Below are 23,363 nucleotides of genomic sequence, written 5' to 3'. Positions count from 1 at the left end.
TGATATCCAACATTTTATTAGGCAGGAGGGGAAATGGCCCAGCTAGCTTTTAAGCAAATAAAATTGCCAAACGAACAAGCGCCTGATATTCCGCAAAATTTTTCTCTCCCCGTCGCGGAGATACTCGGCTTTACGTACGACGTAGGTTCTACAGCTGGCTATATCCACTACCGGTACATCGATGACTCGGCTAAACAGCTTTATGCCTTCGTCGTGAGACGGGCAGATAGCAAAGCATCTATGGTCGGTGAAGAGTTGATGGGCTCTTTTTACTTCGGGCGAGAAGGAATTCCATACCTTGTGTTTCGAACGAGATGAGGAGCGATGCTCCGATTTCGTCACCATCGCATAGAGGCCGCCTGAGAGTCGTCGGCGGCTACGGAGTGCAGTGCTTCACAGCGTCCGCACTTGGTAGGTGGGGACCACCTCCGGGTGCTGCAGGGGTTTAGCGCGCTGAGCTAGGGCCTGGATGCGTATGGAGCGACCACTAAGCTCAAGCGTCTTACATCGGCTTTGGGCATTGGCTTGCATCGAAACCGTTGATATACCGATGAATGTGTTTTTGCCACAGGTTCGCTCTCAGCATACTCTGCGACCGCTTAAGTCGATCTGTAGGAGCGCTGGAGGTGGATAAGTACTTGGTCGAGAGCTACCTAACCGCTAAGAGCCGGCGGGTGAGATGGGCGGTAGTAAAGCTTTCTCAGCACTACAATGAAGAATCCAGAGAGGTTGTCTCGCGGCATGTCCTCGAGGAAGAAGCTCGTGCAGAAGCTGCAGCCCTCTCTTTCAACTCACGGCCTGCCAGATAGAATCCTCGGGCAGCCCCTTCCATTGCGAGGTCGCTCCAGAATGCCCGCCAGATTTCAGGTTCGCTCAGTGCTCACCGATCCCGATAGCAAAAAGGTCGACTATTGGCAGGTTGTAGATACCCACCTGGACGATGACGTGATTGCTTCCCACCACGACTGCGAGGCCGCTGAGCGAGAAGCTGAGAAGCGTAATCGCGATTGCGATTCCGATTGATCCTAGAGCGTAGCGAACCAGCTAATTGCTCAGGGTTATGCCTGAATTTATTTCATAAAATCTTCAAGGCTCAAGCAGCCTTTGATACTAAAGTTTTACGCTTAGGTCGGCGATTGAAATAGTATTACATGCTTCATGTTGCCTACCTTTGTTGTGCAGCATGTGCTGTGATTACTAACGCAGGAGTCATGACGATGGCTAAAGTTGCTCCATTTCATGCGAAAGAAAGCCATGTGCATCATGATAATAACGCATGTACTGAGGGAAATAATATTGAGACAAGGAACCGGCAGTCAGGTACAGGTGGTAAGCCAAAGTGCAGCCATTGCAAGCGATTAAGCTGATCGACCAAGCGGGCTGCGAAATGCCGGCCCGCTTCACCGAGACCTCTCCGTGTAGTACTTATCAATTGTAACACCCTGTGGAACTTGGTTTTTCCACCACCATTCTCCTCTGAGCAAATGGGCTTCAAAGGGCTCAGTAACAAGCGCACCTGCCTCTGCCGACAGCCTGTAGTGTATCCCATCGTCTATATAGACATCTCCAGGCTTCTCTGGATGAATTGCGGCGCAGAGAATTCTGCCGTCAGGCCGAATACGAAGTGCCATTCTGACCTCATAATTGGACGAAACGAGAATTATCCCGACAGACCGCAGGCTAAAGCATTAAAGAACTACAGGCCCAGGCAGCCGGTGTGTTGCCTTCCCGCGGCGGTGGGCGCCTATCTCGTCTTGATCGCGTCCAAGAACGTGCGGGGCGCTCGGCTCTCTTGCCGCTGGCGGCTTCCGAGGAAGAACCCCATCACGCTGCTGACCAAGCCTGCGGCAATGCCCGTCACCGCAATGTCTGCATACCGCTCACCGGTGGGCGTCAGCTCCACGAACGTCACCGCGCCGATATAGGCGAACACTGCGACGATCACTAGAGTGCCGAGCAGGTACACGAAGTTGCGGGCCAGCCAACCGGCGTTGTCAGCTTGAAGCGTGGCGACCTGCATCGCCCTGGCATCCTGACGGTCATGCAGATAGAGGCGCGTCAGCTCGATGTCGAGTTCGCGCAGCTTGATCTTGGCCGCCTGTGGGTCAGCCTGCACCTTGCTCACTACCGCTTGCGGCGCGACCTCAGTGCCCAAAGCGTCAGCGACGCGCTTACCCAGAGCAGCACCGACCAGCCCACCAGCACCAGGTACAACGGCATTGCCAGCTGCTGTAGCGGCAACCTGCGCCATGCCAGGGGCAGCCTCTTTGAGCGCTTGGCCCACGCTCGGTGCGATCTCTGATAGGAATCCACCAACGTCGCTCCAATTCATCACCGGTTCTCCAGGCGCGACACCCGGGCACCCAGGGCATCGATTCGGCTGTTGATCTGATCGCGGTACATAGCCGCGTCGTTGATCGTCATGTAGTCGTTGCCGACCTCACGCAGATCTGCACGAAGCTGTTCGGTCAATGTGATCAGCTGGGATATACGCTCGTCCTGGCGCGCTGATGTCTCGATCAGGGTTAGGGTGGTGTTGCCTGACCAGGCGAGCAGGCCGACGACGAGGGCTAAGAGCACGGTTTGGACGTGTCTCTCGAGAATAGGCTTGGCCTTCAAGGCAGTATCGGGACTCGTTTGTGACATCCCGCCTCCTGGGTGGGCCTGCGTAGACAATACGGGTTTACGGCTTTGAAACTCTGACGGTCTCGTCAAGCCAGTGAAACTGGACGCTCTCAGGCGTCAGGAATAACTCGCGCTCAGCCTTGCGGCGTCGGGTCAGCCCAGCCAGTACGCGACCACCGGCCTTGTTCCAGCGCGGCAGCTCGTCCGCAGCGCCACGGTAGTCGCCGGTATTAAGCTTGCGCAGGAGGGTAGAGGTCTCGAGAGCTGTAGGGCCGACGTTGTAGGTGAACGAGACCAGGGCGTCGAACTGGTTCTGGTTGAGCGGTACAACCACCAGGCGCTCGACGTCATCTTCGAACCGGGCAACGTCATGACGGAGGAAGGCGAATGCCTCATCCTCGGTGATCGTGTCGCCGGGCTGAACGCGGGAGCCATCGGGATAACGAGTCGTGCCGCGCCCGATGGTCCAGGGATGGCCGCCAGTACCGGGATCGGGGTATGCCTCAAGCTCAAGCCCCTCGAACTCGGCGACCAGGTTCAGTCCGCGCTGGCTGGTCTTCATGGCGACACCTCGGGGGAATAAAACAGCCCGCAGGAACGGGCAAAGACACCAGGTGGCGGCGTCATCACGGAAAAGGGTGCCGCCCGACCAGGGCGAGGGAAGGCTCGCAGGGCGGCATAACGAACTACGCCCCGGCGGGAGGCCAGGGCGCAGGAAAGAACAAGTCTGTCTGAACTAACGGATCGAGTATCAAGGACGGTATGCGGTTACTAACTTCGAGGGATCATTGAGTCGAGCAACAGCCTGCTGCGCCGAATGAAGAGTTTAGAATCACACCTCATTCGAGGAGTAGACCTCCACGCGATCTCGCCCGTTTCTTTTAGCTTGATACATAGCAATATCAGCTTCTCTTAATAGTCGGGAGAGGCTCGAAGCGTCCTGTCCATTCGTGCCAGAAATTCCAAAGCTTGCAGTGACAGTAATGGAAAAATCTTTGTAATTAATAGGTGAGCTTTTGAGATTTTCTCGTAACCTATCAGCCAATAATAAAGCTTCGTCTGTAGACGCCCCAGGCACCGCAAGGGCAAATTCTTCGCCTCCAAAACGACAAATGATGTCTGACGAACGCGTTAGGCTTTTCAGGCGCTGAGCAGCAGCATGCAAGACATGGTCTCCTGCTGGGTGACCATAGGTATCATTAACAGCCTTGAAGCTATCCAGATCAATCATTACTAGAGAAAACGGAGCATTATCACAACTGGATGCAAGTGCGTTGTCGCACTCAGCTAGAAAGGATCGGCGATTAGGAAGGTGGGTCAGCTCATCCTGTAATGCGAGCCTTTGTGCAGCCTTTTTAGATACACGAAGCTTCTCCTCAAGGTCCTTCTGCGCAGTAATGTCGATGGCTATTTCGATGCGAACCAGTCGGCCGTCAGGCCACACGGTTGCAATATCTCGGCATTGATACCACCGGTTATCTCTAGTGTTTCTAAACTCCCACACAACTGGATCGAGCGAGGGCTTGCTCCCTGGCGCTATCAGAGAATTCGTGCAGAAATTGCACGGACCAGCTTGGTCTTCTTGTAAATATTGCCAGCACTTTTTACCTGAAGGCTCTCCAAATTTACTTTGGAGTGCTTTGTTGACGAAGATAAGTTCGTGGGTATCTAGATCGCTGACGTAAATGAGCGCATCAAGACTCTGGAAAATACAGCGTATCTCGTTCTCGCTGAGCTGATCTTCGTTTTTAGCAGATTCCCGCATGGCTCATCCCGGCATCAGTCTCTTTGACTTCTGTCTATATTGTACAACTTTCTTCACATTCGTATTAGTTTTTCGTGAAGAATGCAGAATAGTGTCGAGCTGGTGTATTGGCTAAGAGTACAATGCCCATGGCCTTCGGTATGAGGCAGAAGTATGTCGTTGTTTGAGCGGCCTGAGTAGCTAACCTATCGTGCAACTTAGTGAAATACGAAAAAACCCCGCCGGAGAGGGCGAGGCTTTGATATGTGCTAGCTGTTTGGGTGTACGCCGTCCAGCTTAAAGATAAGCTACAACATCGGGGCTTAGAAATCCAGCACTTTATGCAGCCTTTCTGATGTTTCTCACCATATCGCCGATCGTCTCGCTGATTGGCTCCATGGCTTCGCCCTCCCAGTGGTTGATCGACGCCTGGATCACGGACCACACCGGCATCCAGTCTTGATGCCACTTTCGGGTGTTGATTGCCACGCCGTACCAGTCGGCCATCATGGCGCCGATGCGCTCAGGAACCCATGCCGGCTGCTCGTTCGAAAGGTTGCGCTGCCGCTCAAGCAGCGCGACGTGGATCAGGTAGTGGACTCGCTCTTTCTTCGCAGGGCGCCAGGCTCGGCCATCGCCCCAGTTCGGGATACTGGCGATCACCTTGCCCTCGACGGCTTCCACAGCGTCATCCAGATAGGCATTCGCCTGCTCGGTCGAGGGATGGCACAGCACATGCCCGATGGCGGCCAGCGTGGGTTGCTCGCGCTCCAAGCGGCAGATGCGCGCATAAACAGGCCCGTACTCGATGCCGTGTGCAGCGCCGGTGCCCCCTTTCTTGGTGAACTGCACGCCGCCACCGCTTTCCAGCTCCTCGAGGATGGGGCCCATCTGAGAGCGAACACCGGTATCGAGTGCCATGGCCCATGCCAGTTTCGGATCAGTCGTAATCATGCCGCGCTCTCCCGTTTTGCTCGTGCCTTGGCTTCGCTCGCCGTGATGTGTTCGCTGATGCTTTGAAACCCTCGCCAGAGGGTGTAGCGGTCGACGCCGCTGTGAGTTGTCCTACAGATCACGAATTCGCCGCTCTGTATCGAGTAGGCGCTTTTCCGTGACCACTTCACGACCGACGCCGGGGATCGTTGTGGTAGCGCCGATCTGGCGGGCGCTCGGATTGCTTGTCGCTCATGCGGCCTCCTTGATCTCGACCAGGCACTGGCCACCAGCCAGGCGTTCGCCCCGGATGATTGTCAGGCGGTCAATCTGCTCGTCGTCTAGCCAGATGCCCGCGTGGGTCAGCGCGTCAAGAAGGGCCTTGCCGCCATGGTTATCGATGTCCCGCTTGCGGCGGTCGGGCGGCAGTAGGGTGACGACTACAGATAGCCGGGCGGCCAAGGGTTCGCCATGGTGCTGTCCGGCGACGGCAGTAGCTACGTCTTTGCGGAACTGCCGCCCCTTGCGGGACAGCAGCGTGCGGCCATGGACGTTGCGCCAGACGGTGTTGGTGCTTGGCGGCCAGGGAAGGGTGAGGGTTATCATCAGTCCTCCCCATCCATCTCGTGGAAGCCTTGGTGGATCAGCTCGTCTGCAACTGCATCCGCTGCTGCCTCGTATTCCTTAACCGCTTGCTCGCACTCCGCTAGGTGTGTCCCGCCGCGGACAATGGACTCGATGCGTTCTACCTCGGCCTTTGCTTTGGCCAGCCTGCGTCCGGCTGGGCTTGAGATGGTCATCATTTGGCATCCTCCTTGGCGGCGATGAACTCGAGGGCGTCGGCCAGGGCGCCGACGATGGGCTCGTCTGTGAAGTGGTCGAGGCCACGGTTGATGGTGTCGGTAAGCCACCCTGGCTGTCGGGCCTGCATCTCAGGGCTGGCGTGGATCGCTTGATGGCACTCCCGGCAGACGGGCATAGCGAAGCTGTCCGGGGCTGTGGTGGCCATGCCAGACAGGCCCCAGTGAAGGCCGATCACGTGATGCGCGTCAGTGGCGCGGCCACCGCACACACAGCAGGGCATGGAGCGGACGAAAACCAGGTAACGCTCACTGCGCCACCGGGTGTCGGTCGACGCCTTCCGTGCTGCCTTGCGGCGCTTCTGAATCGGCTTGCGAGCCATCGGCGCCCGGTTCAGGAGTGGCGTCTTCCGCTGGAGTGCTGAGCGCTTCATGAGCCCCTCCTATCGATCCTGCCCAACAGCTCCTGGATGGACTCGCGGGCCCGGCGCTTGTCCTCGCGCTGCGCCCATACCATGGCGGCGCAGGCGCCAAGGCAGGACACGATGGCGAAGGCGAATAGAGCGTGAGTGGCAGTCATGCCTCCCCTCCAGTCGTGATTGGCTCGTATATGGTCTCGAAGTGCCCACGGATGCTGAGGCGGCGAAGCGCGGAGTACATAACCTGCGTTTCGATGCGCTTATTGCCCTCAGAGGGCTTCTTGGTCCACCACTGGCAGTTGGTCGGCACTCCATGAGCTTTCTCAACCTTCTTGTGATGGACGTACAGCAACCCCCAGCCTGCCGGCAGTTCGTCGGGAGCAATCATCCCTGGCGGGCACATCATGAAACGCCAGTCCCCCATGCCGAGCGACGAGGCCACGCGGAAAGGCTTCTTCTTGTCTGCAAGGAAATCGCCTCGCGTCGCTTTGCACTCGACAAGGATCGACAGGCCGTCGCGCCATCCGATAGCGTCCGGCTGCTCGCCAGAGTGAGTCGCTGCGCGGAAACGGTCGTTGAAGACGACTCCGCAGCCCATGCTCTTGAGCCAGCGCTCTGCGCGAATGACTAGTTCATCGTGAGTCATGCGGCCCCCCGGTATTCGTCGTAGACCTTCAGTGCTGGCTCGCTCCATGCCACGTCGAGCTCTACGCCGGTGGAGTAGAGAAACTCGATGAAGGCGGCGGCCTCGGCCTTGCGGAACTTGGTGGTGGTCGGCCGGACGTAGACCGGTTCCTTGGTCTTCCAGTCCCAGACCCGCTCGCCCGGCTTGGCCAGCGGCGTGCCTTGCTCCTCCATCTCCTGGGCGAACTGGTTGACCAGGACCGCTTTCACGCCGTCGAACGAGTAGCCGCGGAAGGCCTGGCGATGAATGTCGGTGATCATGGCGTGGAACTTGGCGTTCTGGCTCAGGACGCGCCCGGGCCGACGCAGGACCAGCTCAACCGGACCGGCCTCGAGACCCTTGCTCGCCATCCGCCCGGCCATTCCCAGCACGCCCTGGAGGTCCCGAAGGGACTCGATACGGTAGGAGTGCTCGTTGCTCATGCCGCGCCCTCCGCGATTACGCTGTGTCCGAGTTCGATGTCGCGGTCGTGCCATCCGGCTTTGAACCAGGCGACGAGATGTGGTGATAGGTTGGCCGGCGCGTGGCAGCCTTCCTTCTGGTCGCGGGCATGCCGCCCTTTCCGGTACTGGTGCCACGGGTCTGATCGCAGCGGATGGGCCCGGTTGAACTGGCGCCGCTCGACGTCCCGTATTCCCAGGCCCGCGGCCTTGCCTTCGATCGAGGCCCGGGAGCGATTCAGCAGGGCCGCGATGACAGGCACCGGGGTGAACTCCTCGTACATTTCACGCAGCTTCTGCTCCTCATCCTCAGTCCAGGCGCGGGGGGTCATGCATCACCCCCTTCGGCGAGAATCCCTTTGATTCGAGCGATGGTTTCTTCTGTGCTCTTCGGCGGTTCTTCACCACGGGTGCGCCAGAAATCCTCCGCCTCTTGCTGAGCCTTTCGCTCGCTGGCCTCTTGGGCCTTGCGGATCACGCTTTTCATCTCATCGCTTTCGAGAAGAGCAACCCGGTCATCCAGCTCACCGCCTTCGAGGAGTCGATTGCACAGCGCCTCGTACTCGGCAAAGAACACCTTGCGCAGCCGGTATCGCTCGCCCTCGTTGGAGCAGTGGCGAAGATCCCATGAGCCGGTGGCAGTGGTGGCATCCATGACGGCCTGGTGGCTCCAGTGGTGCTCCATAATCCGGCCCGCATAGGTGCAAGCCTCGCGGAAGGCGATCTCGGGTTCCGGCAGCCCGAAGTCTTTCAGGCTCGGTTTAAAGATTCGGCAGAGCTCAGCGATGGATGGTGGCCAGTTCCCGCCTTCGAGCTTGATTTCTTCAATAGCCATGTCGAGCGATTCCATCGTCGGCAGCGATGACCACCTCGCCATCGAAAGTGCGAGTTCCCGCTTGGCCAGTTGAAGCATCTCGCTCGTCGAGAACGACATCCGCCATGTCCTCGGAAAAATCGCCTCCAGCCGAGTAAACGCCCGGTTCACCAGCCCCTGAATCTCCTGCTTTCGTTCCTCCTTCGTCGAAAAGGCCTTCCGCCCAGGAGGTGTCGTAGGGGTCTGCGAGGCTCGCTGCGACACGATCCTGCTCTGCGCGACGGTTGCCAGCTGAGATGCGGTTTTCATGACGAGACTCCTTGAGCTTCTTGACCTGGATTTCGAGCTGATCCCACTTGGCGCGCAGCTTGGCGGGGCTGAGGATGACGCCTGACCAGAACTGGTGTTGGGCAGTCCAGGTGATCAGGAAGCGGATTTGTTCGACGGTGCGCTCGTCACGGGTTCGCATTAGGCGGAACTCGTTTGCCCAGGAGCTCATGTTCGGACGCTTGGGGTTGGTCAGGTCGGCACTGATGGCGGCGAACATTTGCTCGGCCATCTCGTGGTCAACGGGGTCACCCCATTTCTTCGGCGAGGACTTCTTCGAGGTCTTTCTAGAACCTTTAGGTTCTAGAGTGTCTGTAGTGTCTGTATTTGTGTCCCCATCTTGGGGACGTTTTTCGTCCCCATTTTGGGGTCGGAGTCCCCAAGTTGGATCAGGCTTCCGTTTTGGGGACACCCGAGACTTTTGAGCCGAGAAATCCCACTCGCTGATGCGGGTATTGATACCGATCGGTGCCTGCGAGCCGCCGTCGCGACGAAGAACCTTCTTGGCTAACAGGCCGTTCACGGTTTCACTGCAACGCTTGGTCGTCAGGCCAGTCATCTTGGCCAGGACGCTTTGTGAGAGGCGCGCAGAGGATCGATCCCACCCGAAGGTGGCGCGTTCTACTGCACGGACGACACGGGCCTCTCTGCTCGTCAGAGGCGCCTTGCAAAGCGCCTCGACGATAGCGTTGGCAGTACGGACATATCCGTCTTCCAACTGCGCACCTCGCTTTTCCCTGGGCGCCTCGGGCGCGCTTGGGAACTGGAATATCTGAGCGGTATCTGTCATGATTTACCTACTGTTTGTGATGAAGCCCGGTCCTTGCTCCCCAGCACGCCGGGCTTCTTTGCATTTACTGCCCGACTGAGCGCAGGGCGGGTTTCTTCATCGACGCCAGATCGGCTTTCAGCTTGGCCGTCGCCGCCTCGATAGCGCGGAACTGCGCATCCAGGCTTGCTGCTTCGTCTTCGTCCACCTCGCCGTCGGCGATCACTTGGTGGATCAGGCCGGCCAGGCGACCGGATTCTGTTTGGCTGTCCAGCACCGAACCCAGCACGTCACCGCGGCTCACTCCCGCCTCTGTGCGTTTCACAGCGACCATCCCCATGTCTTCCAGAAACGGCTGGATCATTTCCTTGCGCGACTCTTCGTCGACGCTCCAAAAGATCGAAACGAAGTCCACGAAGCGCAGCGGCATCGCGTCGTTGTCGTCCAGACGGCGATAAAGGCTCTTGGCAGACATGCCGACATTCACCGCCAGAGCCTTGATGCAGTTGCTGAACGCCGCGTCGTGCACCGGATCGATGAAGGCGTCCATGTCGCGTACTGGTTGTTTATCCATGGGGAAATTCTCCTGATCGATGCCGTGCCGCTCGCGAGCTTCGTTGGTTAACCTGTGGGTGTGGTTAGGCGGCAGCGCCAAAGACCTGGGGGCAAAGCTGCGCTGCTTTGAACTCACCCCCTGTCAGAGCCTCGGCTCGCAGGGCGACCGCAGGAGACATGCCATGCTTGCCGCGAACCCAGTTGGAGACGGCGCCCTGATTAACCTTGAGCGCCTCGGCAGCCTTTGCCTGAGTACCGAAGTGAGCGACAAGGCGCTCGAAGATCGTGTCCATAACGCTTCCTTCTATGCGAATGCTCATATAATAGAATATGGGTAAAGCCATTTGCAAGGATATGAGTGCGCGCATAATAATCGACGCATGGAATTCAAAGACCGCATGAAAGCCGCTCGCAAAGAGGCCAAGCTCACTCAGGTGCAGCTGGCTGAACGAGTTGGTATCGACCAATCCGTTATCTCTAGTCTGGAGCGCGGGAAGTACCGTGGTTCTAGTCACACTGTGGCTATCGCTTATGCGCTCGGCGTGAGCCCTCGATGGCTTTCTAGCGGAGCGGGCGAAATGCGGGAAACCAGCAACGTTTCGAACTTACTCCCGCGCCGTCCAGCAGAAGGCAATGCCGAGCTGATTGATCACGAGGTCATCGAGGGTAGCGAGCCGCTGCGTCCTGACGAGGTGATGTTGCCAGTGTTCAGAGAGGTGGAGTTTGCCGCTGGCGATGGTTGTGCCACCCAGGTCATAGAGAATCACGGGGCGGAGGAGAGGTTTAGTCTGCCGCGCCTGTCGAGGGCTGGAGTGCAGCCTGAGAATGCCGCTCTCGCTATCGTCAAGGGTGACTCCATGTGCCCGGCCATCAACGATGGCGCCACTATCGGCATCGACAAGGGAAGCCGGAGCGTCGTCGATGGAAAGATCTACGCCCTCGACCATGACGGTATGCTGCGCGTGAAGCGTCTCTACCGCATGCCTCTGAACCGCGTGCGCGTGGTCAGCGAGAACAGCGAGGAGTACCCGGAGGAGGTGTACAGCCTTGCCGATCCGGACGCCCCTAAGATCCTAGGCAGGGTCTTCTGGTGGGAGAACTTCGATTGATCGCCATTATTTGGATGGGGACGCCCAGGGCGTCGTGAAGCGGCCTTAGACACGCTCCATAGCAGCATTCAGGCGCAAAGAGTTTTGTCCAATGGATAATATTGATAAGTATAAGGAAATTGTCGATTCCATAACGTCAGAGGATGTCGTCAAGTTCTTCGAGACGGTTCCGGGCGGTGGCTCTTGCCCCATATGCTCAGACAACCTTGTCGCATTCACTTCGATGACTCGCCGCGAGGATGGTTCGGTGTTTCAAAACAGCGCTAAGCCTGCGCTTGTGAGCAAGGTTGTGCTTGAGGCATCGCTGGAGGGGGAATCTTTCTCGCTACCTTCATTCACCGCGTGCTGTGATTCGTGCGGGTTCATGGCCGACTTCTCGGTAGTGCCTTTGGTCGAGCATATCGCAAGGCAGCGACATGACGACTTCTAACGCGAGCTGGTATGATGAAGTTGTGTCGCAAGAGCGCTCTTTCACTCTGGAGAGTGAGCAGGGGAAGGAGCTAGGGACAGTCTTCTTCGTTTGCGATGTCGATGAACAGGATTTGAAGGGTTTAGTGTTTAAGCCTACGGGCTACCACCCATCTCCAGATGATGCGCGCCAATCAGTTCAGGCAGGATTCTCCCCCCAGACTATTGGCTTCATGGGGGAACTCGGCGGTACTGGCGAGGTCAACAACAGCGAAGAGCGCGACGAGGCCTCCGGGAGTGACGGCATGGATAGACAGGATCGCTACATCGACGCACGCTTAGAGGGCATTGAAGCTAAGCTTGACGCTCGCATGGAGGCTATGCAGCGGTTTAATGAGCAAGCGGATGAGCGCAATCGCGACCTGATTTCTCGCATGGAGCGTCAAGCTGAACAGGCTGAAGGTCGCATGAGCCGGGACTTCCAAAAACTCGATGATCGCGTAAACACTCTTCATGATGACAACAGAAGCCTTCGCAGACATGTTTGGGGAGCGGTACTGACGACAGTGCTGGGGTTTGCCGGGATTGTCGCTCTTTTGCAGGCCTCGATGGGTAACACTATCTCTGAGCAAGGGGCTTGGATCCGGCAGAATATCGATCGAGCCGATCAAGAGCGCTCGGACACCAACAGTACTTTGCAGTCAATTCAGGCCACTCAGCAGTCGATCCAAGAGGCACAGGCCGCGATCCTAAACCGACTGCCGCCTCAACCGTCGGAGGCTGAAGCTCAGCCGGAGACAGTGCAGCCAAGCGGCTAGCTCGTCTTGCTCAAGACCCGCCCTTGAGGCGGGTTTTTTGTGCCCACCTGTAGGAACCCCGCCTGATAGCCGCCCTTGAGGCGGGTTTTTTATGTTCTAAATCATACCGTTGCACCATCTTGCCCATATTCTCAGGAAAAAATATGAGAACACGCATTGACAGTAAATATGCGCATAGCCATAATTTGAAGCGTGGACAGGGCAGCAGCCCACCACCGGCCACCTGGCCACGCTCTTTAACAATCTGACGTAGTAATCGCACAGCTATCCCGCATGCAGAGGCGTGAAGACCACCAGAAGAATAGGTCGGCGTCGCGGGGCATCCCCCTAAAACGGTTGGGGGCTGTAGGGCTGCTGGGGGACACCTGCCTCAGGGGCTACCGATGGCGACATCGGCGGTGCGAGAGAGACGAATTCCGGGCTTTGCCGCGGCAGAGCCCATCCGAGAGGGCTGAATGCGCAGGCTGATGCGCAAGAAGCGAGGCGGTGACGGGCTCCTAGGCCGGTGACGCGGAGCTTCTACAGTGGGCCACTAGGTAGATGGCAGGGCTCAACACCCTGTGAGTCGGGTTCGATTCCCGCACTGTATGCCGGGACCAGCTCCGGCCAGCCCTCTCGGATGACAACGGACAGGAGGAAGGCAGTGAACAATGGCACCAACTACCACCACACGATCAACCAGCTGCATGACGCACTTGATCACATAGCCCGCATGGCCAGGGCGTCAAGGACGCAGACCAAGCGGCTACGCCGAATTGCAATGCGAGCTGAAAAAGCACGCAACGGCGAGACCTTCTGCCAGGAGGAAGCGTGCAGCCTGAAGATGAAGGTCCGGTCACCAGCAAGCTACGAGGCTGAAATTCGGGTGCTCAGGCGCGAGATCACTGAGCTTAAGGGCGTGGCAACGGAGCCTACGGGCGAGGTGAAGTGATGAGTTGCTGGTCGAAACCTGAGTTGGAAAACATGCTCGAGGATGTCGTAAACGAGCTGAATCTATCTGAAAGCATGATTGAGAAGCATGGCCCGCTGGGAACTCCGCCCGCCGAATTGGTTCGCCTAGTGTTGGAAAGGAAGGATCAGGAGATCTATGCGCTAAGGCAAGGAATAGCGGTGATCTACACCGAATGAGAGCCAGCCCCGCATGAGGCCATCATGCCGCGATCCGCTGCGCAGTGCGGCCCAGCGCCCCGGCCCCGGGCCAGAGTATTGGATCATTAAAGATGGGGGCACGCTCTGAAAGTTAGGAGGTAGCTTTTTTGGTGTCATCCCTATTTGGTGTTCTGGCGGGCCATTTGTTTACAGGCCAAAGCGAAAGCCTCACAGGCTTGTTCAGCTACTTGCTCGCGATACTCGCTCGAGGTGAATGGTTTATGACACCTAACACAGATGCACAGGTGCAGGTTCGATGTGTCATGAGCATCCGGTTGAGGTTTGATTTCACCTCCGCACGCACTGCATTTGAACATTGTTTTTATCATCGCCTTAGTATCAATTTATTAATTCCCTGTGCTTCACACCATAGACCTAGATGTAAGAGGCATCAACGCGATCCGCTGCGCAGTGCGGCCCAGCGCCCCGGCAGAGGCTGACAGTATCTGCCCATCGGAGAGGGTTTGGCCGCCACACGGCTGACGAAACCCAAGCGCTTGAGGGATAACGCTTACCAACCGGCTGACTGGACGGATGCCGCGCGGATGGCGCCCTGACTGGACGCGCCGAAAATCAGCATCCGGGGCGTTGGTAGAAGTTCGCCGAGCCCTCTCCGATGCGCCCGCATCACCACCTATTCCCTGCATTGCCCGCCATCGAGCGGGCTTTTTTATTCCAGGAGGTCGCATGACCGCAGACACAGCACGACGCCGCCTCGGACTGCGGCCTCTCATCGGCGAGCACTGGGCCGACAAGATCATCACGAGCGAGCACCGCAAGCGGTGGTTGCGCAAAGAGCGCTGGCAGCGACGCAAGGCCATGGCGGCCAAGGGTGTGACGCCGCCGATTGAGATTTGGAGGGCGGTATGACCCCCAACGACAGCTGGCTCGTCATCGCGGCGGGCCTGATCACTCTGGCCATCATCGGCGCCGCTTGGTGCGGCAGGAGGTGAGCATGAGCTATCAACGCTACGTAGATTCCCGCAGTGACGCCAAGTGGCTGATTACTGCAGCTGGCCAGCCCGACTCTCAGCCAGCGACAGACGCCATTGAGGCGGCGATCACGCATGCCGTTCACACCGGCAGCCTGGGCGATCTGGCCTACGCCCTGGAGCGAGTGGCCACCAGCGAGGGCCACAGCGGCGGCGATAACGTCTATCGGTGTGTCATCGACCTGCTGGCTGATTGGCTGCACGCCACAGGCACACAGGGGAGGGCAGCGGCATGACGTTTATGACCACCGTTGCCGGTATCCCGTGCCGGTGCCAGGTGACGCTCTACAGCCCTGGGGTGCCGATGCGCGCCACTGGATTTGGATTCGGTGACGCTGATCCACCAGAGCCGGAGGAATTCGAGTTCGACATCCTCGACCGCCACGGTTATCCGGCGGCATGGCTCGAGGCCAAGCTCACCGACACTGACTATGACCGACTGCTCGAGGAGTACCGCAGAGAGCGGGACGCCTGGGCGGCATGAGGAGGGAAGCATGCGCGCAATGATTTTGATCACCGTCCTGGCCTTGTCTGGTTGCAGCAGTCAGCCGATCGACCAGGAATTCGGACACCGCCACGGCTATGACGCCATGCGGTCGATGATCCAGTCCACCGGGACGATTCATCACGGGGTTGACTGACGAGAAGCCCCAGCCGATGGCGGTCGGACTGGGGCGGATACCAACAGTATCGAGGAGAGGGTAGCAGTATGAATGCAATTACACGACCCAGGGGCGGCGGCTTTGCTTTGCAGCCTACAAGCATGCAGGAGGCCATGCAGATGGCTGAAATGCTGTCATCTAGCCAAATGGTCCCGAAGACCTACCAGAACAAGCCCCAAGACACTCTGGTCGCGATGATGATGGGCTCTGAGCTTGGCCTCAATCCCATCCAGTCACTGCAGAACATCGCGGTCATCAATGGCAAGCCAGCCATCTACGGTGATGCCTTGTTGGCTCTCGTGCAGAGCCACCCGAAATTTGGTGGTCACGAAGAATCTTTTGACGACGCCACTATGACGGCCACCTGCTCTGTCTGGCGAAAGGGCGATGACACACGCCATACCGTGTCGTTTAGCAAGGCTGATGCAGAGAAGGCCGCCCTATGGGGCAAGCAAGGCCCCTGGCAGAACTACCCCAAGCGGATGCTCATGTGGCGCGCCCGCGGCTATGCGTTGCGAGACAAGTTCGCCGACGCCCTGGGCGGCCTGATCACCGTCGAGGAGGCTCAGGACATTCCTATCGAGCGGGAAATCAATCCGGCAGCCAGCGAGTCGGCACGACCAGCGCTTGAGCATTATCCCGCCGACTCCTTTAACGCGAACTTCCCGAAGTGGCGAGACGCCATCGAAGCCGGCAAGCGCACTCCTGAGCAGATCATCAATATGGTCAGTAGCAAAGCCGAGCTGAGCGAGGAACAGAAACAGCAGATCTTGGAGGTAGCAGCATGAAGATCATCGAATTGGTTCAGGGTAGCGACGAGTGGTGCGCCTACCGTTCCCGGTATTTCACTGCCAGCGAAGCCTCAATCATGATGGCCTGCTCGAAGAACGTGAAGCGCAACGAGCTGCTGCACATGAAGGCTACCGGCTCAGAGCAGGAGTTCAGTGCGTGGTTCCAGAAGAACGTGCTCGACAAGGGCCACCGCATCGAGGCCTCGGCTCGCCCCATCGCGGAGCGCATCGTTGGCGAGGAGCTGTACCCGGTCACTGCAGTGTCTGATGACGGCGCTCTGCTGGCCTCGTTCGATGGCATCACGATGCTTGAGGACGTCGGCTGGGAGTGTAAACAGTGGAACGCTGCGAAGGCTGAGGTCGTGAGTTCGGGGGAGGTGCCGCAAGAGGACTACTGGCAGGTAATTCAGCAGCTGGTGGTGAGCGGTGCAGAAAAGTGGCTCTACATGGTCACGGACGGCACAGAGGAAAACACTGTCAGCACTTGGGTCACACTCGATGATTTCCATGCCAGTCAGCTTGTTGCTGGTTGGGAGCAGTTCAGAGCAGACCTCGAGGCCTATCAGCCTACCGAGCAGGTTGTCGCGCCCCAGGGCGAGGCGCCAAAAGCACTGCCTGCGCTCAAGATCGACCTTACCGGGGCAGTTCAGGCAAGTAACTTGCCCGACTTCAAGGCTCGGGCGATGGCCATGATCGAAGGCATCCGCACCAAGCTGACTACCGATCAGCACTTCGCTGATGCCGCCGAGACAGTGAAGTTTTTGCAGAAGGGGGAGAAACAGCTAGAGGCCAGCAAGCAGGCCGCCCTGGAACAGACGGCAAGCATCTCGGATTTGTTCAGCACCATTGATGAGTTGCGCGAGACAATGCGCCAGAAGCGCCTGCATCTCGACAAGCTGGTAAAGGCCGAGAAAGAGAACCGCCGACTAGAGATCCAGCAGAAGGCGCACCAGGCCTTTGACGACTTCTTGGCAAAACTGGATTGCCCGGTGGAGCCCCAGCACAGCCTCAATGTCGCCGGCGCCATGAAGGGCAAGAAGACCATCGCTACCCTGCAGTCTGCAGCCGATGACGAGGTTGCCCGGGCCAAGGTTGAGTGCCAGCAGCTCGCTCAGCAGCTTAATAGCAACGTCGACTTACTCAAGCAGGAGCAAGGTGAGTACGGGTTCTTGTTCGCGGATTGGAAAGAGCTGATCTCGAAGGCTCCTGATGATCTGGTGGCAACCATCAAGGCGCGCGTTGCCGAGCACAAGGAGGCGGAGGCGAAGCGGCAGCAGGTTGAGCACGAGCCAGCCATCCAGACCCACAGCCCGAGCAAGGGCGACCCTGGCTATCGGCCACCGATCGACACCAGCCGCTTGAATGCAGCAGCCGACAGCTTCAAGCGAGGCAGTGATATCGCTCAGCCAGAGACCGTCACGATCTCCCGCAAAGAGTACGAGGCGCTACTGGCTGCCCGCGACAAGCTGGACGCACTTGAGGCAGCCGGCGTCGATAACTGGAGCGGTTATGACGATGCCATGGAGCATCTTCGTGCCGCTTGAGCAAACAGGCCCCACACCAGGGCCTTTTTTGTGGGAGGCGGTATGGAACAGCACCAATGGAAGACGACGGAAAAGCAGTATGTGAAGCGCCGTCTCGATGAGGGCGCCACCTACCAGGACATCGCAACAGAGTTGGGGCTTGGGCGTGAACAGGTATGCGGTCTAGCCAGGCGCAGTGGGTTTACCGATCCCATTCGCCAAGGGGCGTGGCGTCGGCGTGACTGGACGGACATCGATCGAACGGTTCAGGACTGCATCGAGGTCCAGTGCATGTCCATTCGTCAGGTCGTCAGCTACCTGCGACTTCAGGGCATATCGACCTGTTATTCCAGCATCAATAACCGGGTCAAGCTGATGCCCGCCTCAGTCCAGTTCCAGGCCAGCATCAACGCGGCCCGTCGCCAAGCCAGCAACGCCTATCGAATGCGCCTGCGGATCAAGCGGGCGGCATGAATAAACGCGCCGTGCCCGGTGGCGCCAATGACCGGGACGAGGCCAGGCCACCGTGTCTCAAAACGGAGTCAGCCCGCTGGCCGCCGTCTCCTCAGCTCCACCCGTGCTGAGCGCGGGCGAGCTCACTGCTCAGCAGTGGGCGGCAGGGCGGGCCGGCCACCTCTCGGAGATGGGGTATCAACCAACTGGAGGATCACCATCATGGAAACCAAATTTCTTTCTGACGGCCGCGAAGTCGCCATAGTCGGTTGTCTCAATAACCAGGAGGTCATCGAGCAAGGAATCTTCATCAATGAGCAGGGCGACGAGATACCTAACGGGAGTACCTCACCGCCAAGTCGTTCTAAGATACTCCACTGAAGTCCTACAAGGCCAGTGAAAACGAGCGCTTCGAGGAGATCAATATGTCAGGATATCGTGTAGCGAAATATCCAGCTAAGATACAGACCTGTACTCATGGCAGGATATTTCAGAAAAACTTCTGTTTTAGGTAGTCAAAAAATATATAAAGACACCGATTTTCAAAAACAAATAAACTCTAGCCATATTAATAGATATCTATATAAACAAACAACAGAGCTTTGTATGTCTGTGAAAACCCCGAGCACTAAGAGGCAATAAAAAAACACAAATAGAAAAATGCTCTTTAACCCTTAGACTACAGCTAAAAATTGCGGTATAATGCAAGCCTTTTCAAAAAATAAAACCAAAGTATATAAAAATCCGCAGAACTAGGCAGGGAATGATGAACGCGAGCAGCAACAATCACTTAGATAGTATTTTTTTGAGTTGTGGGTTTAGCAAGATACAGTCTGATGGCATTCATTTCACTCTAACTGCTCAGCAAGGGGAAATAGACTGCATCTATGTATACCAGAACCTCATAGTCCTTTGCGAGGAGACAACCGGGAAAGACTCTGCAAGTAAGCACCTTCCCAAAAAGAAGCTGTTTCATCAAGCCATCAGAAAATCTTACGATGAGTTTTTAGAAGTATACGGTTCTAAAAACAAAGAATTTAAAAAATTCTTGGACGAAAGTGAATTCCACAAAGATGATCTTGAATTTAGGCACCTATATTACTCTAGCGTAAAAGATATTGATGATTCCCAATCCCTCGAACCATTTTCTTTGATGAGCAGAGAGTCATTCAGGTATTTTGAATCCACCGTGAAATCTATTGAGAAATCTGCCAGATTTGAAGTTTTCAAATTTTTGAAGATTGAATTGAAAGATATTGGAAGAAACAAAATTGCAGGCAGACCAAACAATAGGGCGCATCACTATTTTGACGCCTTCATACTTTCTGGAAAACAGTCCAATTACCCAGAAGGCTTCTACGTTGCATCTTTTTACGCAGACCCGGAATCTCTTATCTCACGATCATATGTTTTAAGGAGAGAAGGATGGGTCCATCCTGACATTTCTTATCAAAGAGTTATAAAGGGAACGAAGCTCCAAGAGATGCGCAATCACTTGTCCTCAGATAAGAAAGTGTACGTCAATAACGTTATAGTCACTCTCCCTTCCAACACTATGGTTCACAAAAGTATTGATGGGAGAGATGAGACGGTTGACTTGTCTACAATAACTGAAGTAATCAACGCCAAGATCAGCCTACCTGAAGAGCTTGGTACTGTCGGAATTATTGATGGACAGCACAGAATTTTTTCTTACTATGAAGGTAATGACGAATTCGATAAGACTGTTCGGAAAATTCGGCCCAGACAAAATCTACTAGTGACAGGTATAATTTTCCCTAAAGACTACAATGAAGAAAAAAGAGTAAGATTTGAGGCAGAGCTTTTCCTGAAAATAAATGGCACTCAGTCCCGTGTGCCCAAAGAACTAAGGCAAGATATAGAGCTAATAGTAGAGCCTCTATCACCTGCCGCAATTGCAAAATCAATTATTGAAAGGCTGGCAACTAAGGGAGCTTTGAAAAATCAGCTGCGGAAAAGTTCGTTCGATGCTTCAAACAAGGTAAGAACGTCATCAATAGTCGACTTTGGTTTGGTTCCAGTAGCTTGTCTAGAGTCGAAAGGAGCAAACAGCCTTTTTAAGCTTTGGAAAAGCTACAAACACGAAGATGTAACAGAAGAAAATCTTAACGATTATATTGAATTTTGTACTAGTGAACTAAATGAAATACTTCATGGTGTCAGAGAAAACATAGATGGAAAGCTATGGGTAGCCAAGGCTGGTCGTAATCAAGGCCTATTATCCCCCACTTTCATCAATGGGATGATAATCTGTCTAAGACATGCTATCGAAGATGGCTATGTACGTGTTAGTGCGGACGGAACGATAACAAAGCCAGACTATAACAGATCTTTTAAAGATATAGACATAGAAATGATTAGGGAACATACATCTAGCACATGGGCCAAACTTGGGAAAAGCATTTATGAATCACACATAGATGTCCCAAAAGAAGAAGACGCTGAGGAAAAATGAGCAACATCAAAAGCACGAACGCAGATGCTGTCGTATCTGAGATTTTTCATGGTGCTCAGCAAGCTGCATTATTGCAAGGAGATTGCTTTGACTTACTTGGCAAACTCCCTTCTAACTCTGTAGACCTTGTTTTTTCTTCTCCTCCTTACTGTATAGGAAAGGAGTATGAATCAACGTCTGATTTAAAAGATTTCATAATAACTCACAGCATGTTGCTACCAGAGCTGGTGAGAATACTAAAACCTGGCGGAAGTATGTGCTGGCAAGTCGGCATGCATGTTAAAAATGGAGTCAGCACTCCCTTAGATTCTTTGGTTTTCAGTGAGTCACTGAAACATGAGGACTTACTTCTTCGCAACAGAATCATTTGGACATTTGGCCATGGCCTCCATTGCTCTAACCGATTCAGTGGTAGGCACGAAACGATTATGTGGTTCACTAAAGGGAAAGAGTATTCATTCAACCTAGATGCGGTGAGGGTTCCTCAAAAGTACCCAGGAAAAACTTCTTCTAGAGGTGCAAAGAAAGGTCAACCCAGTGGAAACCCCTTGGGGAAAAACCCTGGCGATGTATGGAATATACCGAATGTCAAGTCTCGGCATGTTGAAAAAACAGAGCATCCTTGCCAATTTCCGGTAGCTCTACCACAAATTTTTATTCGAGCTTTAACTACCACTGGCGACATTGTTCTGGATCCCTTTTCAGGAAGTGGAACAACTGGCGTTGCGAGCTTGATAGAAGGAAGAAAATACATTGGATCTGAAATTGAAGAAAAGTACAACAATATTGCTGAAGAACGATTAAAACAGGCATCGGAAAAGAATGTAAAGATTCGACCTTGGGCCAAGGAAGTGCATACCCCCAAGTCAACTACCAAGGTGGCAACTGCCCCAGAAGGATATGCCACTCACGACGAAATTTCTGACTACCTAATTAATACAATGGAGTCAACTTTCATGTAAGAGATATTTCATCATACGGACACTGATTTTCTAGCCGCCCCTTGGGCGGCTTTTTCGTGGAGGCTACAGTGTAGAATACGGAACGTATCAGGCATTGCAACAAGCACTTTCCTGAGCTCGGTACCGCATGAATCACAACATTATTCGGTCCCCTGATGGAAGATAAGAACCATGCGACCCAGGCTAGAAAGCCAGTCATTTTTGATCCGCGTCAACTTGGAAACCATGTTATTTTCGGTCGTTTAACGCCACCCAAGCACTGACGAAATTAACACGATGCCGACACAATGAAAGCTTACGAGGCCGCTCTCGCGTAGCGGAATCACGCGGCCCAGGCCTGGGTCGAAAATCTCGAGGCCGCCATACGAACCTATGCCGGCGATCACCTGGTGACAGTATGATCGCAGCCATCATTCTCGGTCTGCTGGTCATGGCCGGTGGAGCGCTAGTCCTGCGAGAGGCGAGGCGGGCGTATAGAGAGCAGGAGAAACGTGCATCGAGAGAGCCAGGATGCCAGAGGGTGAGCTGGATCCAGATGGCAAGAGCGTACGAGAGCGAGTGCTGGAGCGGAAGCTTTGGCGGCTGCGCGAGGACGTCAGAGCGGCGCTGGAGTGGGCAGGCGACAACCTGCCATGACGATGGTCGGCAAACTGGAGAAAGCGCTGGAGGGTAGGTGATTGCCACATTGCAATGCAGCCGCTGCGGCGGGGCGCGATACGACACCAGCCACAGATGTGAGAAGGGGGGGGGTGATGACGACAACAAACGAGGCGACGTTGGATGGACTGAGGAAGCGGCTTGAGCAGGTGCAAGCCGTGAGGGATGCGCTGGCGGCACAATTGGATGCTGTGTTTGGGGTCGTGCTTCGGCCGTTAGTCGCCACCTTCGGCGAAGCAGAGGCTATGGCCGAAGCTCGCCGCATTGCCATGAATCAGCCGCAAGACATTCTCGCCCGCCGCGATGCGCGGATGAAGGCTGAGGCGCTGCACAGGTCGATAGTCGACCTGGAAGCAATGATCGACCCCTGTAATCCAGTAATTGAGTACCTGAATGCACAGGAGCAGGGATACCGTCAGCAGGCCGAGGGAGGTGTCAATGAGTAGGCAGGACGGGGGCGACTGGGTGAAAGAGCACTCCTATGAGAACTGTGTGGCATGGCACTGGAACGGAGTGGACTTTGCCGGGGTCGACGAAGACTGTTTTGCCGTGATCGGCCCCCGAATACCGACGCCGGACGAGCCGTGTCAGTGCGTGCCGGTCGAAGCGACCGCCGACATGTTGGACGTTCTCACCCTTGGTCACCTTGTGACGGCGACGAGGCGGTGGCGAGACGCACATGCAGTGGCGCCGAAGCCGGGAGGTGTGTGATGGGCAACAGTCAGAGCTGCGTCGTGCCCTTCAGCACGCAAAGACAGATCGAGGATATCGTGAAGCGAACATGGTCGCCGCCACTGAGAGGTCCTTGGCCACCCGGAGCAAGACGGATACTCGAACGCGAATACACACATTAACCGCCGCCCACTGAGGCGGCTTTCTTGTGCCGTAAAGGAGAGCTTGATCATGACACCTCTGATGCCGCCGAGCGAGGTGGCGGAACTCTTGGCCATCAGTGAGCGCAAGGTCTATGCGATCAAGCACCTGATTGGCTATGTCGCCCTGGGCGGCAACGTTAGGTTTGAGCGAGAGGCGGTCGACGCTTACATTGAGAGCTGCAAGCGCGGCCCCTCACGAGGGGAGCAACAAAGATGGGTATCACGGTTCGATACCGCGCATCTCGGAGAAGGTGGATCGTCACCGAGTCGGGTGAGCGCGGCAGATATCAGCGAACGTTTGTCACGGAAAAGGAAGCAAAGCAGTTCGCAACGAAGCGAGAGGCTGAACTGAACGAGGCACAATTCAATGGCCTCAT

At 55.8% G+C, this 23,363-nt stretch carries 34 protein-coding genes; 18 read left to right on the top strand and 16 right to left on the bottom strand.

Features of this window, described 5'->3' with window-relative positions:
• Nucleotides 1-33 precede the first annotated feature (33 nt).
• Nucleotides 34-318, top strand: a complete 285-nt coding sequence (locus KUW18_RS10105) for a hypothetical protein (RefSeq protein ID WP_222561336.1) — start codon at nt 34-36, stop codon at nt 316-318.
• 1,426 nt (nt 319-1,744) lie between these two features.
• Here the strand turns inward: KUW18_RS10105 and KUW18_RS10100 are convergent.
• The 16 genes from KUW18_RS10100 to KUW18_RS10025 all read right to left on the bottom strand — a co-directional run bounded on the left by KUW18_RS10100 (nt 1,745) and on the right by KUW18_RS10025 (nt 10,404).
• Nucleotides 1,745-2,251: a hypothetical protein gene (locus KUW18_RS10100; RefSeq protein WP_222561335.1), complete on the bottom strand. Its 507-nt coding sequence runs from the start codon at nt 2,249-2,251 to the stop codon at nt 1,745-1,747.
• Between the two features lie 80 nt (nt 2,252-2,331).
• The gene (locus KUW18_RS10095) at nt 2,332-2,646 is read right to left on the bottom strand and encodes a hypothetical protein (RefSeq protein WP_206937018.1); all 315 of its coding nucleotides are present in this window, start codon (nt 2,644-2,646) and stop codon (nt 2,332-2,334) included.
• Nucleotides 2,647-2,683: 37 nt separating this feature from the next.
• Nucleotides 2,684-3,187 (bottom strand): lysozyme, encoded by a 504-nt coding sequence (locus KUW18_RS10090; RefSeq protein ID WP_222561334.1) that lies wholly within the window; start codon nt 3,185-3,187, stop codon nt 2,684-2,686.
• Nucleotides 3,188-3,457: 270 nt separating this feature from the next.
• Nucleotides 3,458-4,390, bottom strand: a complete 933-nt coding sequence (locus tag KUW18_RS10085; RefSeq protein ID WP_222561332.1) for a sensor domain-containing diguanylate cyclase — start codon at nt 4,388-4,390, stop codon at nt 3,458-3,460.
• 318 nt (nt 4,391-4,708) lie between these two features.
• A complete protein-coding gene (locus tag KUW18_RS10080) occupies nt 4,709-5,290 on the bottom strand; it encodes a hypothetical protein (protein WP_222561331.1) in 582 nt (193 codons plus the stop codon).
• Nucleotides 5,291-5,554: 264 nt separating this feature from the next.
• Nucleotides 5,555-5,908, bottom strand: a complete 354-nt coding sequence (locus KUW18_RS10075; RefSeq protein WP_222561330.1) for a RusA family crossover junction endodeoxyribonuclease — start codon at nt 5,906-5,908, stop codon at nt 5,555-5,557.
• The gene (locus KUW18_RS10070) at nt 5,908-6,105 is read right to left on the bottom strand and encodes a hypothetical protein (protein ID WP_222561329.1); all 198 of its coding nucleotides are present in this window, start codon (nt 6,103-6,105) and stop codon (nt 5,908-5,910) included. The genes KUW18_RS10075 and KUW18_RS10070 overlap by 1 nt, the downstream gene beginning before the upstream one ends.
• Nucleotides 6,102-6,536 (bottom strand): DUF968 domain-containing protein, encoded by a 435-nt coding sequence (locus KUW18_RS10065; RefSeq protein WP_222561328.1) that lies wholly within the window; start codon nt 6,534-6,536, stop codon nt 6,102-6,104. The genes KUW18_RS10070 and KUW18_RS10065 overlap by 4 nt, the downstream gene beginning before the upstream one ends.
• Complete coding sequence (locus KUW18_RS10060; protein WP_222561327.1) at nt 6,533-6,682, bottom strand: hypothetical protein; 150 nt, start codon at nt 6,680-6,682, stop codon at nt 6,533-6,535. The genes KUW18_RS10065 and KUW18_RS10060 overlap by 4 nt, the downstream gene beginning before the upstream one ends.
• A complete protein-coding gene (locus KUW18_RS10055; protein ID WP_222561326.1) occupies nt 6,679-7,167 on the bottom strand; it encodes a hypothetical protein in 489 nt (162 codons plus the stop codon). The genes KUW18_RS10060 and KUW18_RS10055 overlap by 4 nt, the downstream gene beginning before the upstream one ends.
• Nucleotides 7,164-7,628: a recombination protein NinB gene (locus KUW18_RS10050; RefSeq protein WP_222561325.1), complete on the bottom strand. Its 465-nt coding sequence runs from the start codon at nt 7,626-7,628 to the stop codon at nt 7,164-7,166. The genes KUW18_RS10055 and KUW18_RS10050 overlap by 4 nt, the downstream gene beginning before the upstream one ends.
• Nucleotides 7,625-7,978, bottom strand: coding sequence for a hypothetical protein (locus KUW18_RS10045; RefSeq protein ID WP_222561324.1), 354 nt, complete (start codon nt 7,976-7,978; stop codon nt 7,625-7,627). Before KUW18_RS10045 ends, KUW18_RS10050 begins: the two co-directional genes overlap by 4 nt.
• Entirely contained in the window at nt 7,975-8,580 is a 606-nt protein-coding gene (locus tag KUW18_RS10040) for a hypothetical protein (protein WP_261396613.1), read from the bottom strand. The genes KUW18_RS10045 and KUW18_RS10040 overlap by 4 nt, the downstream gene beginning before the upstream one ends.
• Nucleotides 8,471-9,577, bottom strand: a complete 1,107-nt coding sequence (locus KUW18_RS10035) for a replication protein (protein WP_222561323.1) — start codon at nt 9,575-9,577, stop codon at nt 8,471-8,473. Before KUW18_RS10035 ends, KUW18_RS10040 begins: the two co-directional genes overlap by 110 nt.
• Nucleotides 9,578-9,641: 64 nt before the next feature.
• Nucleotides 9,642-10,130 carry a phage regulatory CII family protein gene (locus tag KUW18_RS10030; protein WP_222561322.1) on the bottom strand — a complete coding sequence of 163 codons (489 nt, stop codon included), beginning with the start codon at nt 10,128-10,130 and terminating at the stop codon, nt 9,642-9,644.
• Between the two features lie 64 nt (nt 10,131-10,194).
• The gene (locus tag KUW18_RS10025; RefSeq protein WP_222486225.1) at nt 10,195-10,404 is read right to left on the bottom strand and encodes a Cro/CI family transcriptional regulator; all 210 of its coding nucleotides are present in this window, start codon (nt 10,402-10,404) and stop codon (nt 10,195-10,197) included.
• Between the two features lie 105 nt (nt 10,405-10,509).
• Between KUW18_RS10025 and KUW18_RS10020 the strand changes: the two genes are divergently transcribed.
• From KUW18_RS10020 to KUW18_RS09945, 17 genes are all read left to right on the top strand, one after another.
• Complete coding sequence (locus KUW18_RS10020) at nt 10,510-11,220, top strand: XRE family transcriptional regulator (protein WP_222561321.1); 711 nt, start codon at nt 10,510-10,512, stop codon at nt 11,218-11,220.
• A 91-nt stretch (nt 11,221-11,311) separates the two neighbouring features.
• Nucleotides 11,312-11,650, top strand: coding sequence for a hypothetical protein (locus KUW18_RS10015; protein WP_222561320.1), 339 nt, complete (start codon nt 11,312-11,314; stop codon nt 11,648-11,650).
• A complete protein-coding gene (locus KUW18_RS10010) occupies nt 11,637-12,446 on the top strand; it encodes a hypothetical protein (RefSeq protein ID WP_222561319.1) in 810 nt (269 codons plus the stop codon). Before KUW18_RS10015 ends, KUW18_RS10010 begins: the two co-directional genes overlap by 14 nt.
• Before the next feature lie 643 nt (nt 12,447-13,089).
• A complete protein-coding gene (locus KUW18_RS10005; protein ID WP_222486231.1) occupies nt 13,090-13,377 on the top strand; it encodes a hypothetical protein in 288 nt (95 codons plus the stop codon).
• A 905-nt stretch (nt 13,378-14,282) separates the two neighbouring features.
• Nucleotides 14,283-14,465: a hypothetical protein gene (locus tag KUW18_RS10000; protein ID WP_222561318.1), complete on the top strand. Its 183-nt coding sequence runs from the start codon at nt 14,283-14,285 to the stop codon at nt 14,463-14,465.
• Nucleotides 14,466-14,550: 85 nt separating this feature from the next.
• Nucleotides 14,551-14,823 carry a hypothetical protein gene (locus KUW18_RS09995; RefSeq protein WP_222561317.1) on the top strand — a complete coding sequence of 91 codons (273 nt, stop codon included), beginning with the start codon at nt 14,551-14,553 and terminating at the stop codon, nt 14,821-14,823.
• Nucleotides 14,820-15,071, top strand: coding sequence for a hypothetical protein (locus KUW18_RS09990; RefSeq protein WP_222561316.1), 252 nt, complete (start codon nt 14,820-14,822; stop codon nt 15,069-15,071). The genes KUW18_RS09995 and KUW18_RS09990 overlap by 4 nt, the downstream gene beginning before the upstream one ends.
• 10 nt (nt 15,072-15,081) lie before the next feature.
• On the top strand, nt 15,082-15,228 hold the full coding sequence (locus tag KUW18_RS09985) for a hypothetical protein (RefSeq protein WP_222561315.1): 147 nt from the start codon (nt 15,082-15,084) through the stop codon (nt 15,226-15,228).
• A gap of 68 nt (nt 15,229-15,296) precedes the next feature.
• Nucleotides 15,297-16,037: a recombinase RecT gene (locus KUW18_RS09980; protein ID WP_222561314.1), complete on the top strand. Its 741-nt coding sequence runs from the start codon at nt 15,297-15,299 to the stop codon at nt 16,035-16,037.
• On the top strand, nt 16,034-17,584 hold the full coding sequence (locus KUW18_RS09975; RefSeq protein ID WP_222561313.1) for a YqaJ viral recombinase family protein: 1,551 nt from the start codon (nt 16,034-16,036) through the stop codon (nt 17,582-17,584). Before KUW18_RS09980 ends, KUW18_RS09975 begins: the two co-directional genes overlap by 4 nt.
• 42 nt (nt 17,585-17,626) lie before the next feature.
• Nucleotides 17,627-18,037: a hypothetical protein gene (locus KUW18_RS09970; RefSeq protein WP_222561312.1), complete on the top strand. Its 411-nt coding sequence runs from the start codon at nt 17,627-17,629 to the stop codon at nt 18,035-18,037.
• Nucleotides 18,038-18,238: 201 nt separating this feature from the next.
• Entirely contained in the window at nt 18,239-18,397 is a 159-nt protein-coding gene (locus KUW18_RS09965) for a hypothetical protein (RefSeq protein WP_222561311.1), read from the top strand.
• 385 nt (nt 18,398-18,782) lie between these two features.
• On the top strand, nt 18,783-20,492 hold the full coding sequence (locus KUW18_RS09960) for a DGQHR domain-containing protein (protein WP_222561310.1): 1,710 nt from the start codon (nt 18,783-18,785) through the stop codon (nt 20,490-20,492).
• On the top strand, nt 20,489-21,454 hold the full coding sequence (locus tag KUW18_RS09955; RefSeq protein ID WP_222561309.1) for a DNA-methyltransferase: 966 nt from the start codon (nt 20,489-20,491) through the stop codon (nt 21,452-21,454). Before KUW18_RS09960 ends, KUW18_RS09955 begins: the two co-directional genes overlap by 4 nt.
• Before the next feature lie 510 nt (nt 21,455-21,964).
• Nucleotides 21,965-22,090, top strand: coding sequence for a hypothetical protein (locus tag KUW18_RS19775; protein WP_261396612.1), 126 nt, complete (start codon nt 21,965-21,967; stop codon nt 22,088-22,090).
• A 116-nt stretch (nt 22,091-22,206) separates the two neighbouring features.
• Nucleotides 22,207-22,557 carry a hypothetical protein gene (locus KUW18_RS09950; protein ID WP_222561308.1) on the top strand — a complete coding sequence of 117 codons (351 nt, stop codon included), beginning with the start codon at nt 22,207-22,209 and terminating at the stop codon, nt 22,555-22,557.
• A 457-nt stretch (nt 22,558-23,014) separates the two neighbouring features.
• Complete coding sequence (locus KUW18_RS09945; RefSeq protein WP_222561307.1) at nt 23,015-23,338, top strand: helix-turn-helix domain-containing protein; 324 nt, start codon at nt 23,015-23,017, stop codon at nt 23,336-23,338.
• The last annotated feature ends 25 nt before the right edge of the window (nt 23,339-23,363 follow it).

Origin of the sequence: Halomonas sp. DP5Y7-2, assembly GCF_019802025.1 — a bacterium.
GTDB classification, from domain to species: Bacteria; Pseudomonadota; Gammaproteobacteria; order Pseudomonadales; family Halomonadaceae; genus Halomonas; species Halomonas litopenaei_A.
The sequence above is the reverse complement of the archived record's forward strand: the minus strand, read 5'-3'. Positions and strand labels throughout refer to the sequence as shown.

What these genes read in the sequence shown, in the direction of transcription:
- KUW18_RS09955 (WP_222561309.1), top strand. Translation starts at nt 20,489, where the DNA reads ATGAGCAACATCAAAAGCACGAACGCAGATGCTGTCGTATCTGAGATT.
- KUW18_RS09965 (WP_222561311.1), top strand. Translation starts at nt 18,239, where the DNA reads ATGGAAACCAAATTTCTTTCTGACGGCCGCGAAGTCGCCATAGTCGGT.
- KUW18_RS10030 (WP_222561322.1), bottom strand. Translation starts at nt 10,130, where the DNA reads ATGGATAAACAACCAGTACGCGACATGGACGCCTTCATCGATCCGGTG.
- KUW18_RS09975 (WP_222561313.1), top strand. Translation starts at nt 16,034, where the DNA reads ATGAAGATCATCGAATTGGTTCAGGGTAGCGACGAGTGGTGCGCCTAC.
- KUW18_RS10075 (WP_222561330.1), bottom strand. Translation starts at nt 5,908, where the DNA reads ATGATAACCCTCACCCTTCCCTGGCCGCCAAGCACCAACACCGTCTGG.
- KUW18_RS09970 (WP_222561312.1), top strand. Translation starts at nt 17,627, where the DNA reads ATGGAACAGCACCAATGGAAGACGACGGAAAAGCAGTATGTGAAGCGC.
- KUW18_RS10010 (WP_222561319.1), top strand. Translation starts at nt 11,637, where the DNA reads ATGACGACTTCTAACGCGAGCTGGTATGATGAAGTTGTGTCGCAAGAG.
- KUW18_RS10060 (WP_222561327.1), bottom strand. Translation starts at nt 6,682, where the DNA reads ATGACTGCCACTCACGCTCTATTCGCCTTCGCCATCGTGTCCTGCCTT.
- KUW18_RS10000 (WP_222561318.1), top strand. Translation starts at nt 14,283, where the DNA reads ATGACCGCAGACACAGCACGACGCCGCCTCGGACTGCGGCCTCTCATC.
- KUW18_RS09945 (WP_222561307.1), top strand. Translation starts at nt 23,015, where the DNA reads ATGACACCTCTGATGCCGCCGAGCGAGGTGGCGGAACTCTTGGCCATC.
- KUW18_RS09985 (WP_222561315.1), top strand. Translation starts at nt 15,082, where the DNA reads ATGCGCGCAATGATTTTGATCACCGTCCTGGCCTTGTCTGGTTGCAGC.
- KUW18_RS10040 (WP_261396613.1), bottom strand. Translation starts at nt 8,580, where the DNA reads ATGTCGTTCTCGACGAGCGAGATGCTTCAACTGGCCAAGCGGGAACTC.
- KUW18_RS10090 (WP_222561334.1), bottom strand. Translation starts at nt 3,187, where the DNA reads ATGAAGACCAGCCAGCGCGGACTGAACCTGGTCGCCGAGTTCGAGGGG.
- KUW18_RS09980 (WP_222561314.1), top strand. Translation starts at nt 15,297, where the DNA reads ATGAATGCAATTACACGACCCAGGGGCGGCGGCTTTGCTTTGCAGCCT.
- KUW18_RS10025 (WP_222486225.1), bottom strand. Translation starts at nt 10,404, where the DNA reads ATGGACACGATCTTCGAGCGCCTTGTCGCTCACTTCGGTACTCAGGCA.
- KUW18_RS10105 (WP_222561336.1), top strand. Translation starts at nt 34, where the DNA reads ATGGCCCAGCTAGCTTTTAAGCAAATAAAATTGCCAAACGAACAAGCG.
- KUW18_RS10015 (WP_222561320.1), top strand. Translation starts at nt 11,312, where the DNA reads ATGGATAATATTGATAAGTATAAGGAAATTGTCGATTCCATAACGTCA.
- KUW18_RS10020 (WP_222561321.1), top strand. Translation starts at nt 10,510, where the DNA reads ATGAAAGCCGCTCGCAAAGAGGCCAAGCTCACTCAGGTGCAGCTGGCT.
- KUW18_RS09995 (WP_222561317.1), top strand. Translation starts at nt 14,551, where the DNA reads ATGAGCTATCAACGCTACGTAGATTCCCGCAGTGACGCCAAGTGGCTG.
- KUW18_RS10100 (WP_222561335.1), bottom strand. Translation starts at nt 2,251, where the DNA reads ATGGCGCAGGTTGCCGCTACAGCAGCTGGCAATGCCGTTGTACCTGGT.
- KUW18_RS09990 (WP_222561316.1), top strand. Translation starts at nt 14,820, where the DNA reads ATGACGTTTATGACCACCGTTGCCGGTATCCCGTGCCGGTGCCAGGTG.
- KUW18_RS19775 (WP_261396612.1), top strand. Translation starts at nt 21,965, where the DNA reads ATGCCAGAGGGTGAGCTGGATCCAGATGGCAAGAGCGTACGAGAGCGA.
- KUW18_RS10095 (WP_206937018.1), bottom strand. Translation starts at nt 2,646, where the DNA reads ATGTCACAAACGAGTCCCGATACTGCCTTGAAGGCCAAGCCTATTCTC.
- KUW18_RS10055 (WP_222561326.1), bottom strand. Translation starts at nt 7,167, where the DNA reads ATGACTCACGATGAACTAGTCATTCGCGCAGAGCGCTGGCTCAAGAGC.
- KUW18_RS09960 (WP_222561310.1), top strand. Translation starts at nt 18,783, where the DNA reads ATGAACGCGAGCAGCAACAATCACTTAGATAGTATTTTTTTGAGTTGT.
- KUW18_RS09950 (WP_222561308.1), top strand. Translation starts at nt 22,207, where the DNA reads ATGACGACAACAAACGAGGCGACGTTGGATGGACTGAGGAAGCGGCTT.
- KUW18_RS10070 (WP_222561329.1), bottom strand. Translation starts at nt 6,105, where the DNA reads ATGATGACCATCTCAAGCCCAGCCGGACGCAGGCTGGCCAAAGCAAAG.
- KUW18_RS10035 (WP_222561323.1), bottom strand. Translation starts at nt 9,577, where the DNA reads ATGACAGATACCGCTCAGATATTCCAGTTCCCAAGCGCGCCCGAGGCG.
- KUW18_RS10085 (WP_222561332.1), bottom strand. Translation starts at nt 4,390, where the DNA reads ATGCGGGAATCTGCTAAAAACGAAGATCAGCTCAGCGAGAACGAGATA.
- KUW18_RS10080 (WP_222561331.1), bottom strand. Translation starts at nt 5,290, where the DNA reads ATGGCACTCGATACCGGTGTTCGCTCTCAGATGGGCCCCATCCTCGAG.
- KUW18_RS10065 (WP_222561328.1), bottom strand. Translation starts at nt 6,536, where the DNA reads ATGAAGCGCTCAGCACTCCAGCGGAAGACGCCACTCCTGAACCGGGCG.
- KUW18_RS10050 (WP_222561325.1), bottom strand. Translation starts at nt 7,628, where the DNA reads ATGAGCAACGAGCACTCCTACCGTATCGAGTCCCTTCGGGACCTCCAG.
- KUW18_RS10045 (WP_222561324.1), bottom strand. Translation starts at nt 7,978, where the DNA reads ATGACCCCCCGCGCCTGGACTGAGGATGAGGAGCAGAAGCTGCGTGAA.